The organism is Salimicrobium flavidum, from assembly GCF_900156645.1.
In the GTDB taxonomy this organism is placed as follows: domain Bacteria; phylum Bacillota; class Bacilli; order Bacillales; family Halobacillaceae; genus Salimicrobium; species Salimicrobium flavidum.
Genome location: NZ_FTOC01000001.1, coordinates 598,324 through 611,501, shown reverse-complemented (window position 1 = coordinate 611,501; position 13,178 = coordinate 598,324). Strand labels below are relative to the sequence as shown.

Sequence of the window (13,178 nt, the reverse complement as noted above, 5' to 3'; positions counted from 1 at the left end):
GTGACAACATGAAACAAGGACTTGTAATAGGACTCGATATTGGGACGACGAGCGCGAAAGCCGTCCTTTTCCGAACGAACGGAGAAGTGGTCAAGGAAGCGGAAGCGAAACTCGAAACCCTCCACCCTCATAAAGGCTGGGCAGAACAGGCCCCGGTACAGGTGGAAAAACAGACGCGCCAGGCATTAACCGAATTACTTGAAAATGTAGATACCTCACAAATACTTGCCGGTGGATTTTCGGCTGCCATGCATTCATTACTGTTCGTGGATGATAACGAAAAACCTATATCCAACGCGGCTCTATGGTCGGATGCGAGAAGTCTTGCCGATGTGCAGGAGTTTCCGGAAAAAGAAATGATCTACGAGAGGACCGGTACGCCGATCCACCCGATGACCCCGTTAGTGAAGCTTTTTCATCACAAACGTGAGGGTACGAAAGAGTACAAAGAAGCGGCGGCGATCCGCTCCTTGAAAGAATATATCCTCTTTCACTGGTTCGGGGACAGTATCACTGATTACTCGATGACCTCAGCAACCGGGATGTATAATATCAAAAACGGCACATGGGATGAGAAAGCACTTGAAATCGCAGGGATCCGTCCTGATATGTTGAATCCGATCGTTTCACCGGATACGCAACTATCTCGGATGAAAGCGGAAATTGCGGCGGAGACAGGACTTCCGGAAGACGTTCCGTTTTATATCGGTGCTTGTGACGGACAATTGGCGAACCTGGGGGACGGAGCTATAGCACCTGGGGAGGTGGCCATTTCAGCAGGAACGAGTGGAGCTATCCGTCAATTTTCGAAAAATCCATCTGTGGATAAAGATCGGGAGACCTTTACGTACGCCTTCGAAAAAGATTCGTTCATTGTAGGTGGTCCCACGAACAATGGAGGGATTGTCCTGCAGTGGTTGAAAGGCGTGATGGACTTCCAGGGGTCGACCAATGAATTGATTTCTCTGGCAGAAGAGATCGAGCCGGGGGCAGAAGGCGTCCTTTTCGTTCCGCATGTGAATGGAGAGCGCTCCCCCGTGTGGGATCAGGGGGCACGCGGCAGTTTCCACGGGTTGTCCATCCAGCATAAGCAGGCGCATTTTGTACGTGCCTGTCTGGAAGGGATTGCCCTGAATTTATACCAGATCGGGCAATCCGTAGAACGGATGGCTGGAGCACCGAAGCGCATCAGAGTGAATGGAGGACTTGCAAAATCACGTACGTGGGTCCAGATATTAGCTGACGTCTTCGGTCATGATATTGAATTGTCGGAAACCCATCATAGCGCTGCCTGGGGGGCTGCATGGGTCTCCCTCGTAGGCGCCGGGTACGCGAAGAATTACGAAGAGATCCGTGATTTTTCACCGGTAAGTGAAGTGATCCGTTACGATGAAGAAAGGCATGCCCTTTATCAGAATGTCTTTACGCATTATCATCAGCTGGTACAGAAGGGATAATTCATTATGGATGAAATATTGAAAGCCCTGGAAGCAGGAGAATTGTCCGTAGATGAAGCCAAAGGCAACCTCCTCACTTATGATAACCTCGGTTTTGCCAAAGTCGACAATGCCCGGGAAGCTAGAACCGGTTTTCCGGAAGTCATTTACGGGGGAGGCAAAACGGCTGAAGAGATCTCGGAGATATTGACATCGCTTAAGCAGCATTCAGATGTCTTACTGGCCACGAGAATCGATGAGGATAAAAAAGAAGTGATTTTGAACTCTCACCCTGATTGTACGTATGATAAAAGAGCCGGGGTCATTTATAAAAAACGTGAAACTAAAGAGAAAGAAGCGTACATCGCTGTCATTTGTGCGGGGACCTCCGATCTGCCGGTAGCTGAAGAAGCGGCCAGCACAGCTGAAGTGTTCGGGGCCCGGGTAGAGAGGATATATGACGTGGGAGTAGCGGGTCTCCATAGACTTCTAGGCGAACTCGGCAGAATCCGTCCGGCGTGTGCTTCGATTCTGGTAGCCTGAATGGAAGGGGCGCTTCCGAGTGTCGTAGCTGGACTCGTCGCTCACCCCGTGCTGGCCGTACCTACGAGTGTCGGTTATGGTGCGAATTTCCAAGGTATATCCGCTCTGCTCTCGATGTTGAATTCGTGTTCTACAGGAATAAGCGTTGTGAACATTGATAATGGATTCGGAGCGGCGTATAATGCAGTTATGATAGAAAGAATGATTGGTAAACAGTAGCAGTTCCTAGGTCTTTGTTCAGAGTTGGACAACTATCCGGTGATGAAAGGAATGTCACCATAGAAAAGGAATTGATGAAGGAAAGGGAGACTTCCGGTCATGGAGATGGACAATGATCACCATATAGATGAGGCTATGATGAAGCTGGAAGTGAACCTGGATGATACTCCCGGGGAATGGCTCGGCTATGTAATGGAAGAATTATTCGACTATGGAGCTAATGATGTCTATTACATTCCGATTTATATGAAAAAGAATCGACCCGGAGTGATGCTTACCGTGCTATGCCGGAAAGAGAAGCAGGAAGAGATGAAACGGATCATCCTCAATGAAACCACTACTCTGGGCATCCGTTACTATCCGTTGACGGTGGAGCGTCATACACGCCGCTATGAAACGGTGACGACTAGATTCGGAGCGGTCACAGTGAAGCAGGGGATAAAGGACGGTCACGTTTTCCAACAGTCTCCGGAATACGAAGAATGCCGCCGGATCGCTAAAAAGGAAGGTATCCCTTTAAAGTCGGTCTATCAGGAAGTGTGGCAGGCAATGAATCCTTATGAAGGAGGAAACAACAATGAATAAGAATGAACAATTAGGTACGTTGCTTCATCGCATGGAAAAAGTGGTTGTCGCTTTTTCCGGTGGTGTAGATAGCAGTTTTCTGCTTAAACGTGCTCAGGAAGAACTAGGTTCTGAAAACGTACTCGCAGTCGTAGTGGCATCTGAATTGTTCCGTAAAGAAGAGTTCGATGGTGCTGTGAACCTTGCTGAAGAGATGGATGTGCCTGTCCATCGGGTGAGTATGCGTGAGCTTGATGATGAGAATATTGTGAATAATACGCCTGAAAGCTGGTATTACAGCAAAAAAATGCTGTATAAAGCGCTTAATGAAACAGCGGAAGCATTCGGTTTTCCATATGTACTTGATGGCATGATCAAAGATGATGAAGATGATTTCCGTCCTGGTATGAGAGCCCGTACAGAAGCTGGCGTAAGAAGTCCCCTTCAGGAAGTCGGTATGTACAAACAGGAAATCCGGGAACACTCGAGAGAAATGGAAATTCCGGTATGGGATAAACCGGCGTCCTGCTCACTTGCTTCACGTATTCCTTATGGCACCCCGATCGATCGTGAAAAAATCAGTCAGGTCGACCAGGCGGAACGTTTCATTCAAAGCCTCGGTTTCAAAATCGTCCGCGTACGTCATCACGGAGAATTGGCCCGGGTCGAAGTTCGTCCCGTAGAGATGCTTTCTCTTATGGAGAAAAAGGACCAGGTGCTTATGAAATTACGCACGCTAGGCTTTTCCTACATTTCGGTCGATCTTGACGGTTATCGTACGGGTAGCATGAATGAAGTTCTTGAAAATAAAGAAACGACCCATGTGGGGTGATCAGGACGGAGACCCCGTCCTGATTTTTTTGCTGGGATTATGTTAAAATTGATGCAAAAGAAGGAATGGGTACTTACATAACACTTATTGAGTAGTGTAATCAAAGGAGGGACAGCTATGGCTTTTGTCATCACGAGCCCCTGTGTGAGCGAAAAATCAGGAGAATGCGTGGACGTCTGCCCAGTCGATTGTATTGTAGAAGGGGAAGATCAGTTTTACATAAACCCGAATACATGTATCGACTGCGGCATGTGTGTAATGCAATGTCCGGTGGCAGCGATTGTGGAGGAGTTCGATCTTAGACCTGAGGACGAGCAATATTTACAGAAAGCGGAAGAGTTTTTTTCTAAGTAACTCTGTTACCGTTCCTTGTTGATTTTCGTTCTGCGGAATGAAACTTTTTCGTTTATAAAAATCGTGGACCTTTTGAAAGAATGAAGAGTTGATTCAGAATGGCAGAGGAGGAAGAATGTATGAGTGTCAGAGTCGAAAAAACAGAGAAATTGAAGAATAAACCACAAACGAAAGATATCCCGTTTGGTCAGGTTTTCACAGATCACATGTTTGTGCTGGATTATAAAGAAGACGAGGGATGGTACGACCCTCGTATCGTGCCATATGAGCCGATTACGTTAGACCCGGCAGCGATGATTTTTCATTACGGGCAGACAGTTTTTGAAGGACTGAAAGCTTACCGTACAAAAGACGGGGAGGCCCTTCTCTTCCGTCCGGAAAAAAACATGGAGCGTCTCAATAAGTCGAATCGTCGCATGAGTATACCTGAGATTGATGAGGAAGAGGTACTCGAATACGTGAAGCAACTGGTGTCTCTGGAAAAGGAATGGGTGCCTCAGTTCGAAGGAACGTCTCTCTATATTCGTCCATTCATCATTTCGACGGAACCGAATCTCGCCGTCGCCCCGTCGAAGACGTATAAACTGATGATCATCCTTTCACCTGTCGGTCCTTATTTCGCCGGCGGTATGAAACCGGTCCGAATAAAAGTGGAAGATGAATTCACTCGGGCCGTGAAAGGTGGAACAGGAGCGGCAAAGACGGCAGGGAACTATTCGGCAGCCTACCGCGCCCAGGCTAATGCGAAACAGGAAGGCCATGCAGATGTCCTTTGGATGGACGGCGTCGAAAAACGTTATATCGAAGAAGTAGGAAGTATGAACATTTTCTTTAAAATCGATGGAAAAGTAGTCACTCCCGCCCTCAGTGGCAGTATTCTGGAGGGGGTAACACGCATGTCTGTCCTGGAATTGCTGAAGGATTGGGATATTCCGGTTGAGGAAAGAAAAATCTCGATTGCGGAACTGTACCAGTATTATGAAGACGGCAAACTGGAAGAAGCTTTCGGCGCAGGTACCGCTGCAGTAATTTCTCCTGTCGGACGTCTCGACTGGCTCGGAAATACGATGACGATAAATAACGAGGAAGTCGGCCCGTTAGCGAAGCGGCTTTATGATGAAATTACGGGGATCCAGTTGGGTGAAAAGAAAGATACGAAGGGATGGAGTGTTGAAGTCTAAACACTCTTTCGTTCAGAAGGAGGACAATGATGCCTACAAGTGATGAACGTCTCCTCGCCATGCTTATCTACTTGGTAAGTTTATTCTTTCCGGTGCTCGGTCCTTTGATCATTTTCCTGCTGAAACGGGAAGAATCCGATTTTGTCGATTATCACGGGAAGGAATATTTGAATTTCTTCCTTTCCTATACCATCTACACGATTATCAGCGGTATTCTAGTATTGTTGCTAGTGGGTGTTCTATTGCTCATTATTGTCGGTGTCGCAGCATTCGTGTTTACAGTCATTGCGATGGTGAAATCCTACAATGGAGAAGAGTATCGTATACCGTTTGTTATTCATTTTATAAAGTAAATAGTGATCAGGAACCTCCCGGACTACACAGTTCGGGAGGTTTTTGATAACAAGTATTTTCTTTTTGGTAGCTATTAGGGAATTCCCTTATATATTTTTCTGAAAATTATGATTATACTGAAAATGAAAACTTTTTTAGGAGGAGATTCAGATGCGTCTTGAAAACAAAGTGGCAGTAGTGACTGGTGGCGGTAGCGGGATAGGCGAGTATACGGTACGTCTGTTTGTTGAGGAAGGGGCGAAAGTCGTTATTTCTGACGTCAATGATGAGAAGGGGGAAGCGCTGGCTGAGGAACTTGGAGACGCAGCTATTTACCAACATGCGGATGTAGCTGAAGAAAAAGACGTCGAGGCACTTATCAGCAAAACGGTAGACCATTTCGGTAAGCTTGATATCCTTTTCAGTAATGCAGGAATCGGGTCATTATCCCCGGCTGATGAAACGTCTGCTGAAGATTGGAAGAAGGTTTTATCGATTAATCTGGACGGGGTTTTCTATGGAGCGAAGCATGCAGTGAAGGCGATGAAGAAGAGTGGAGGAGGAAGTATTATAAACACGGCGTCGATACTCGGCCATGTCGGTCAGGCTCAGACAAGTCCTTATTCGGCCTCTAAAGGAGCCGTTGTAAACTTGACCCGGACACTTGGAATAGAATATGCGCCGGACAATATCCGTGTTAACGCCGTATGTCCAGGATATATTGAGACGCCTCTGCTCGATCAGCTCGAAGATGATATGAAACAACATCTCATCAATCTGCATCCGATCGGAAGGCTGGGGCGTTCTGAAGAAGTCGCCAAAGCCGTATTGTTTCTCGCTTCGGACGAGGCCAGTTTTGTTACTGGAACGAGTCTTCTCGTAGATGGTGGCTATACAGCTCAATAAGTGGTGAATTACTGGTTTAAAAAAAGCTCCGGCCATCATTAGCCGGAGCTTTTACCTTTGTTTAAGGAGTTGTTTCGTTTTCTGGATGTAGGCAATGGCAAGATATCCAAGAGAAATGATGAACAGGATACCTATGGCCAGCCACACAAAATTAAGTGCCTGCGGAAAGATTGTCGCAATGAGTCCGAAAGAAACAGCGGCAATGAGAAATGCCGTTATAAATCGAAGCACCATAATTTAATCCTCCTATACACGCTCGAATCCTTCCTGTTCCAAAAAGTCGCTAGCTTCCTCGTAAGACCGGAACGAACCCTCGAGTCGGTCCCCGCCGTACACATTGAAGCCATCGTCTTCTTTCATCAGTACGAGAAGCTGTTCTTCTCTATTCTCCCATTCTTCGAGCAAAGGTTCACGTTCCGCTTCGGTCATCGATAATGACTCGATCGCATCCCTTACAATATCTTTCAACTCGTCTTCCGTATAATCACGGATATTCACCATGCCGCGTTCGTCCGTTTCGATATCGCTGAGTAGCTCTGCATATACATATCCGTTTCCATTTGGGTGAAGATGATAGACGACATTCTTTTTATCGTATAAGCTTTCTTCAAAATGATAGTTGATTCGTCCAAGAGATATCTCTTTTTTCTCCAATTCATCGAACTGGTCGAGTATATTCTGTTTTTCTTCAAAAGATAGCATAAAAAACCTCCATTCCGTAAGAATTATAGCATACTTATATGTGATTCTCTATGGCGTGAAGCGGAAGAATACATCGTCATTTTCGTCAGGATTGCCACGCCCATCCCTGTTACTGGTAATTCCAAGCCCGAACTCTTCTGTGAAATGAATATCACGGATACGTCCGTACTCATTGGAAATCACCGAGGTTTCAGAGGTTTCCGGTGAAAATTCAATCAGACGCTCCCCGCGGAGAGCGGCGATATATAGATGTCCTTCATAAGCATCCACCCCGGAAGGAGCCCATGTGTCGTCTCCTGTGTGGTAAAGCGGTGTTTCCATTCCTTCGTTTTCTTCATCCCCCTGGATGACAGGCCAACCATAATTCTGTCCGGGTTCGATCCTGTTGATTTCATCATGAGCATTTTGTCCGTGTTCGGTGCTGTACATCGTCCCGTCTTCGGTCCAGGTGACCCCTTGAGGATTACGGTGACCATAGGTATAGACGTACGATTCTTCAAAAGGGTTATCTTCCGGTATACTTCCGTCGATGTTCATACGGAGAATTTTACCTGCCAGACTGTCTGTGTTCTGCGCTGTATCGGGGTTGCCGGCATCTCCTGTGGTGATGTACACATGCTCATCAGGGCCGATTTCAAGCCTTCCTCCGTTATGGATCCTGCCGCCGGGGATTTCATCGATGATTACATCTGTTTCTGACCACGTCTGCTCCGAGCGCTCAATTTTTGCCACGCGGTTACGCGGTCCATTATTGCTTTCATAGGAATAATAGACGTAAGCTTCCTCCTCATCAAGCATAACAAGACCTAGCAATCCGGCTTCTCCTCCTGTGTAGAGGGAGGAGGAGAGTTCAAGGGTCTGTTCGGAAATATCTCCATCTTCAGTGACGGAAAACAACTGGCCGCCACGTTCTGTAATGAAATAACCATCTTCAGCAGGGGCGATGGACCACGGAGTGTTGAAGTTCGTTGCTATGATGCCATTTTCCTGGGATGGTTGGGAGGAGTCATTATCCGTGTCCTGAGTGGCAGGGGAAGGTTCCTGATCAGTAGCAGTGCAGGATGCAGTGAATAAAAGTAGTGCAAGGGAAATTCGTTTCATAGGCCGCCCCTTTTTAACGTACAATAGCAAATTTTCGCATGAATGTAAACGGTTTCGCTTTCTGGTAGGGACGCGTCATTTGCTGAATGGAGTCAGAGTGCGTATCATATAAAAGGATACATATTGACAAAAGGGGGGAGAAAAGTGAAAAGAAGTGCTATTTACTGGTGGGAACGATTGTTAGCGACCGATCCCGGCCGGAAACGTTTCAGACAGGCCGGAAAAGCGAGTTTGAGTCTTATGACCTCCGTATTCATCGTTATGTTTATTCTGAGTGTTTCCGGTAAAGACCCTTTGCTGCCCTCCATTCTTGCTGGAATGCTCGGCATGATGGGAATCATGGTCGTGATGGACGACACGGAAAAAGAAAAAAAGCAGACGACACTTCTCTTGCCGCTTTCCGGTGTTTTCGGGGTGACGATGGGCTCTCTTTTGTCAGAAAACGTCTTTCTTGTAAGCGGTCTGATGATTCTTGTTACGGCCAGTGCTTTTTATTTTTCACGATTCGGAAGTCGCTACTTCTCCCTCGGAATGGTAGGGTTTCTTACTACTTATCTAGCTTCTTTTTTAGGATTGGCCCCACAGGAATTCCCCTGGTTTTATATGGCGATTGTTCTGGGTACTACAAGTGCCTATACGTATAATTTCAAATTGTTCAAAGATTCGACACGTTTATTGACTCACAGTATGCAGTCTTTCCATAGGCAGGCTAATTTGACCTTTGACCTTTTGGAAGAAGTGATCCGCGACGAGAAACTTCTCGAAGAAAAGAAAGCGGTCCTGGATTCGAATGCAAGAAAGCTTCGCGAGTACGCCAGAAGCGTGGCTACTGATGTGAAGGATCACGAGATACAGGGACTATGGCCGGGGCTTTCAACAGCGCAGGTAAGGCTTTATTTATTCGACGCAGCGATGCTCGTGACGACAATGTCCGACAGCCTCCAAAGGCTTAAAGAAGATCGTGCTTTCGAAAACGGCAGGATCCGCAGACTACTTATCGATGTCCTCGATCATTTGCGTAAAGCGGAGGTTCTGAAGCATTCTTACGACATTCAGGATCTCGAAAAAGCGAATGAAACACTCCGGGAATTAAGACAGGTCATCGATGATCTTTTCGATAGCCAAGTGGACCGACCTGGGGGATGGCTGTATCTGCTTCGTCGTATTGAAGCGATCGCCGGGCATGTGATAAAAGGTGCGATGGAAATCAGGCGTTCTATGCATAATGAACGAAGGGTCGAAGAAGAAGCGGAGGAAGAGGAGGAAGAAGAGAATGAAGAAGGGATGAAACCTTCGACGAAAAAGGCGATTCAGGCTTTGATCGCAGGTTCGATTGCTATTGTCGTGGGTCATCTCATTTCTCCTATCCAACCCTACTGGGTGATTTTGACGACTTTCATCGTTCAAATAGGTACAGACACAGTCGGTCGCACATATTTGAAAGGACTGGAACGGTCTATCGGGACAGTGATCGGCGCAGTGCTCGGATTCGGATTGGCTACAGCCGTCTCCGGCTATGCTGTAGTGGAACTGATTCTCGTCTTTTTTGTCATCTTCTGCGCATTTTATATGCTTACCGTTTCTTATACAGTGATGAGTGTCTTTATCACTATGCTTATTGCTTTTATGTACGACCTTATTCTTGGGGGAATCACCTATGAGCTGCTCGCAGCACGAGTGATCGATACTGTCGCCGGTGCTTTGATTGCTCTCATCGTAGTGTCTTACATTTATCCGACCAGGACGATGAGTAAAGTGACGGACACATTTGAAGAATATCTCGAAGAACTGGAGACATATGTAATAGATTATTTAAAGGGGTTCCGTGACAAGGGTGTGAAAAACCTTGCGGATAGTGCTTTTGAACTTGATGGAATACTGAAGCTGATGGAGGACGAAGCAAAACCGGTAATGCAAGGGCCCGGCATCCGCAAATACTCCGGGTTACCGGGGTGGATGACGATATTCACAGCTATCAATTATTACGCAAAACAGCTGGTCGCCTCTTCCTATCAGAAAGAATTTTCCTATGACGAAACGGTGCGTCGGGAACTGGAACGGACAGAAGAAAAAATTACGCACAATCTGCAAACGCTGCGGATCAGTTTAAAAGAGGAGAAGAAGGCGGGGGTGCTCTACGACCTGAAAAAGGAGCGGGAAATTATTGAAACCTATGCTCCTGCCGGTTCCGAAACGAAAGGTGATCTTATCCACCACCTCCACTATGTTTGGAAAATCAATCAATCGCTGCTTGTGCTCGGTGACAGGCTCCATCTTGATGAAAAAGAATCCCGTACTGACGTAGTTTAGTCAGTACGGGTTTCTTTTCTTGTCTGAACAGCAACAATTAAAGCGTCTTTCTTGTGATCGTTCTGCTTAGGCCAGAGCTTTTAACCGGAAGTTTCCACACTTTATTTCTGCATTGGGCGTACCATCACTTCGTTGACATTGACGTGAGATGGTTGGGTCACGGCGTAGGTGACAGCTTTAGCGATGTCTTCGGCATTGAGTGTTTCAGTGCTGCGGCCCTGGAACATATCGAGAACATCACCGTCTGTGATATGTTCTGTGAGCTCTGTGTCTACAGCACCCGGCGAAATATTTGTAACTCTTACGCCTGTACGTGAGAGTTCTTTTTCCATCCCCATGGATAGAGCACGGACAGCGTATTTCGTAGCACTGTAGACAGCACTCGATGGGAATACTTCATGGCCGGCCACTGAAGAGATATTGATGACGTGCCCCGACTCCTGTTCAATCATTGTCGGAAGCGTCGCATGAATACCGAAAAGGACGCCTTTGATATTCACATCGACCATTTGCTCCCACTCGTCCACGTGATCGTTTTTGAGGAAAGAAAGGAGCATAACTCCGGCATTATTAACGAAGATGTCGACTGATCCAAAAGCATCTTTCGTTTCTTTTACAAGATTTTCTAAATCCTCTTTTTTGGTAACATCAGTTTCTACAACTTTCGTTTTTACATTATGTTCGTCTTTCACTTCTTGAGAAAGCTGTTTCAATTTCTCAGATCTACGGGCTGCGAGAACGACATTTGTGCCTTCTCTCGCTAAATGATGTGCGATCGTTTTACCGATTCCGCTACTTGCACCTGTAATGATAGCTGTTTTATTTTGTAATGTTTCCATAAGAGACCCCTCCTTGAAAATAAGCCCCGACGTTACTTTATGGGGCATCTTATATATACCCGGAAACCCTGCAGATTAATCAAATGATCAAAGGTACCGACAGTGGGCAAAAAAACAGGTCCTGAGGGGGATCAGGACCTGTTCAACGTTCTTCGGATATTTGAATCAGTCTTCGAGTACCGGGTAGACCCCGTTTTCATCGTGCGTTTCCTGGCCTGTGATAGCCGGTAGGAACACACATACCATACGCATATCTTCACCTTCATAAGCACGAAGGAGATGTTCGTCATGTTCATCAAGAATATAGATTTCATTTTTCTTGATAGGATGGACTTTTCCATCTTTCAATGTTTCGACTTCACCTTCGCCTTGAATACAATAAACTGCTTCAAGGTGGTTCTGATACCATATGTGAGTCTCAGTTCCAGCTTTAATGATCGTATCGTGGACAGAGTAGCCCATGCCGTCTTTTTTCAATACAAGACGACGGGACTCCCACGTATCGGCCTTAACTTCCTGTTCTGTACCTAAAATGTCTTCAAGTTTGATTACTCTCATATCTAAAGTTCCTCCTGTTTAGTTGGTTACCGGTTCATTTTTTGCTACCGCAGCTTTTACAGATTCTTCGATGATGGAAAAGCCGCGTTCGAGCGTTTCGTCATCCATATTGATTGCAGGGAAGAGTTTGAATACTTCATCATCTGCTCCTGCCGTTTCCATTATCAAGGCGCGGTCGAAAGCTTCAGCAGCAACGTCTTCAGCTATGCCTTCGACTCCGCAGGAGATTCCCTGCATAAGTCCACGTCCTTTAACATACCCGTCCAATTCAGGGTAGTCTTTGACGATGCGATTCAAAAATGCAGTCATTTTTTCGATTTTTTCATGAATAGCTTTTTCAAAAGCTGGGTCATTCCAGTATTTAAGAGCTTCTGTGGCTGTGACCATGGCGTGGTTATTACCACGGAATGTGCCGTTGTGCTCCCCTGGAGCCCAAATGTCATATTCCGGCTTAATCAGTGTAATGGCGAATGGAGAACCATACCCACCGATCGATTTGGACATACATACGATGTCCGGTTTGATTTCAGCCGGTTCAAAACTGAAGAATGTACCGGTACGACCAACGCCCGCTTGCACGTCGTCAATGATAAGAAGAATCTCAAAACGATTACATAACTCTTCGAGGCGTTTCAGCCATTTGTTCGAGGCCCAGTTCAGGCCACCTTCACCCTGAACGGTTTCAAGGATGACTGCAGCTGGAACTTCCACACCGCTTCCCCCGTCTTCGAGGTAATGCTCAAGATAGTCGAGAGAATCTGTCGTATCATCCATATAGCGGTCATATGGCATGGTAACAGCATTATGAAGGGGAATACCTGCTCCTTTACGTTTGAAGGCATTACCAGTGACAGACAAAGCTCCGATGGTCATTCCATGGAATCCATTTGTGAACGTGATTACTTCGGTGCGTCCTGTAACTTTACGGGCAAGTTTAAGCGCACTTTCGACAGTATTCGTTCCTGTAGGTCCAGGGAACATGACTTTATAGTCCAGGTTACGAGGTTTAAGGATAGTGTTGTTGAATGTAGTGAGGAAATCCTCTCTCGGAGTGGTCGCTTTATCCAGACTATGTGTAATTCCGTCGCTCATAATATAGTCGATAAGCTTCTGCTTCATGTTCGGGTCGTTGTGACCATAGTTGAGTGCGCCTGCACCGCAGAAAAAGTCAACATACTCTTTTCCTTCTCTATCCCAAATAAGAGAACCTTTAGCTTTTGTAAATACGGCGGGAAAACTGCGGGAATAAGAACGTACTTCAGATTCCAGGTTTTCGAATACTTTCAGATCATTTTCCATG

14 protein-coding genes and 1 pseudogene are annotated in these 13,178 nt (G+C 46.3%); 9 read left to right on the top strand and 6 right to left on the bottom strand.

The window, feature by feature from the left end; translation table 11 throughout:
- Positions 1–8: 8 nt before the first annotated feature.
- From BW944_RS03115 to BW944_RS03080, 8 genes and pseudogenes are all read left to right on the top strand, one after another.
- Complete coding sequence (locus BW944_RS03115; protein WP_076556872.1) at positions 9–1,457, top strand: gluconokinase; 1,449 nt, start codon at positions 9–11, stop codon at positions 1,455–1,457.
- Between the two features lie 6 nt (positions 1,458–1,463).
- Positions 1,464–2,198, top strand: a pseudogene (gene larB / locus BW944_RS03110) (nickel pincer cofactor biosynthesis protein LarB).
- 99 nt (positions 2,199–2,297) lie between these two features.
- Entirely contained in the window at positions 2,298–2,783 is a 486-nt protein-coding gene (larC2, locus tag BW944_RS03105; protein WP_076556871.1) for a nickel pincer cofactor biosynthesis protein LarC2, read from the top strand.
- Positions 2,776–3,594 (top strand): ATP-dependent sacrificial sulfur transferase LarE, encoded by an 819-nt coding sequence (gene larE / locus BW944_RS03100; RefSeq protein ID WP_407690075.1) that lies wholly within the window; start codon positions 2,776–2,778, stop codon positions 3,592–3,594. Before larC2 ends, larE begins: the two co-directional genes overlap by 8 nt.
- A 117-nt stretch (positions 3,595–3,711) precedes the next feature.
- The gene (locus tag BW944_RS03095) at positions 3,712–3,948 is read left to right on the top strand and encodes an indolepyruvate ferredoxin oxidoreductase subunit alpha (protein WP_076556869.1); all 237 of its coding nucleotides are present in this window, start codon (positions 3,712–3,714) and stop codon (positions 3,946–3,948) included.
- 119 nt (positions 3,949–4,067) lie between these two features.
- The gene (locus BW944_RS03090) at positions 4,068–5,129 is read left to right on the top strand and encodes a branched-chain amino acid aminotransferase (RefSeq protein WP_076556868.1); all 1,062 of its coding nucleotides are present in this window, start codon (positions 4,068–4,070) and stop codon (positions 5,127–5,129) included.
- 29 nt (positions 5,130–5,158) lie between these two features.
- On the top strand, positions 5,159–5,482 hold the full coding sequence (locus BW944_RS03085) for a DUF4870 domain-containing protein (protein ID WP_076556867.1): 324 nt from the start codon (positions 5,159–5,161) through the stop codon (positions 5,480–5,482).
- A 151-nt stretch (positions 5,483–5,633) separates the two neighbouring features.
- The gene (locus tag BW944_RS03080; protein WP_076556866.1) at positions 5,634–6,368 is read left to right on the top strand and encodes an SDR family NAD(P)-dependent oxidoreductase; all 735 of its coding nucleotides are present in this window, start codon (positions 5,634–5,636) and stop codon (positions 6,366–6,368) included.
- 51 nt (positions 6,369–6,419) lie between these two features.
- Here the strand turns inward: BW944_RS03080 and BW944_RS03075 are convergent, their stop codons facing one another.
- Genes BW944_RS03075 through BW944_RS03065 form a run of 3 tightly spaced genes read right to left on the bottom strand, consistent with a single transcriptional unit; the run spans position 6,420 to position 8,171 of the window.
- Complete coding sequence (locus tag BW944_RS03075) at positions 6,420–6,602, bottom strand: hypothetical protein (RefSeq protein WP_076556865.1); 183 nt, start codon at positions 6,600–6,602, stop codon at positions 6,420–6,422.
- 12 nt (positions 6,603–6,614) lie between these two features.
- Positions 6,615–7,070 (bottom strand): hypothetical protein, encoded by a 456-nt coding sequence (locus BW944_RS03070; RefSeq protein ID WP_076556864.1) that lies wholly within the window; start codon positions 7,068–7,070, stop codon positions 6,615–6,617.
- A gap of 48 nt (positions 7,071–7,118) precedes the next feature.
- Positions 7,119–8,171 carry a PQQ-dependent sugar dehydrogenase gene (locus BW944_RS03065; RefSeq protein ID WP_076556863.1) on the bottom strand — a complete coding sequence of 351 codons (1,053 nt, stop codon included), beginning with the start codon at positions 8,169–8,171 and terminating at the stop codon, positions 7,119–7,121.
- 144 nt (positions 8,172–8,315) lie between these two features.
- Between BW944_RS03065 and BW944_RS03060 the strand changes: the two genes are divergently transcribed.
- Positions 8,316–10,481, top strand: coding sequence for an FUSC family protein (locus tag BW944_RS03060; protein ID WP_076556862.1), 2,166 nt, complete (start codon positions 8,316–8,318; stop codon positions 10,479–10,481).
- A 101-nt stretch (positions 10,482–10,582) separates the two neighbouring features.
- Here BW944_RS03060 and BW944_RS03055 read toward each other — a convergent pair whose 3' ends face one another.
- From BW944_RS03055 to ectB, 3 genes are all read right to left on the bottom strand, one after another.
- A complete protein-coding gene (locus BW944_RS03055; protein WP_076556861.1) occupies positions 10,583–11,320 on the bottom strand; it encodes an SDR family oxidoreductase in 738 nt (245 codons plus the stop codon).
- A gap of 165 nt (positions 11,321–11,485) precedes the next feature.
- Complete coding sequence (locus tag BW944_RS03050; RefSeq protein WP_076556860.1) at positions 11,486–11,878, bottom strand: ectoine synthase; 393 nt, start codon at positions 11,876–11,878, stop codon at positions 11,486–11,488.
- A gap of 18 nt (positions 11,879–11,896) precedes the next feature.
- Positions 11,897–13,177, bottom strand: a complete 1,281-nt coding sequence (gene ectB / locus BW944_RS03045) for a diaminobutyrate--2-oxoglutarate transaminase (protein ID WP_076556859.1) — start codon at positions 13,175–13,177, stop codon at positions 11,897–11,899.
- Between the last annotated feature and the right edge of the window lies 1 nt (position 13,178).

Bases quoted from the DNA above. Each gene is read 5' to 3' on its own strand.
- larC2 (WP_076556871.1), top strand. From the start codon at position 2,298: ATGGAGATGGACAATGATCACCATATAGATGAGGCTATGATGAAGCTG.
- BW944_RS03085 (WP_076556867.1), top strand. From the start codon at position 5,159: ATGCCTACAAGTGATGAACGTCTCCTCGCCATGCTTATCTACTTGGTA.
- BW944_RS03055 (WP_076556861.1), bottom strand. From the start codon at position 11,320: ATGGAAACATTACAAAATAAAACAGCTATCATTACAGGTGCAAGTAGC.
- BW944_RS03090 (WP_076556868.1), top strand. From the start codon at position 4,068: ATGAGTGTCAGAGTCGAAAAAACAGAGAAATTGAAGAATAAACCACAA.
- BW944_RS03065 (WP_076556863.1), bottom strand. From the start codon at position 8,171: ATGAAACGAATTTCCCTTGCACTACTTTTATTCACTGCATCCTGCACT.
- BW944_RS03115 (WP_076556872.1), top strand. From the start codon at position 9: ATGAAACAAGGACTTGTAATAGGACTCGATATTGGGACGACGAGCGCG.
- BW944_RS03095 (WP_076556869.1), top strand. From the start codon at position 3,712: ATGGCTTTTGTCATCACGAGCCCCTGTGTGAGCGAAAAATCAGGAGAA.
- BW944_RS03050 (WP_076556860.1), bottom strand. From the start codon at position 11,878: ATGAGAGTAATCAAACTTGAAGACATTTTAGGTACAGAACAGGAAGTT.
- BW944_RS03070 (WP_076556864.1), bottom strand. From the start codon at position 7,070: ATGCTATCTTTTGAAGAAAAACAGAATATACTCGACCAGTTCGATGAA.
- larE (WP_407690075.1), top strand. From the start codon at position 2,776: ATGAATAAGAATGAACAATTAGGTACGTTGCTTCATCGCATGGAAAAA.
- ectB (WP_076556859.1), bottom strand. From the start codon at position 13,177: ATGGAAAATGATCTGAAAGTATTCGAAAACCTGGAATCTGAAGTACGT.
- BW944_RS03075 (WP_076556865.1), bottom strand. From the start codon at position 6,602: ATGGTGCTTCGATTTATAACGGCATTTCTCATTGCCGCTGTTTCTTTC.
- BW944_RS03080 (WP_076556866.1), top strand. From the start codon at position 5,634: ATGCGTCTTGAAAACAAAGTGGCAGTAGTGACTGGTGGCGGTAGCGGG.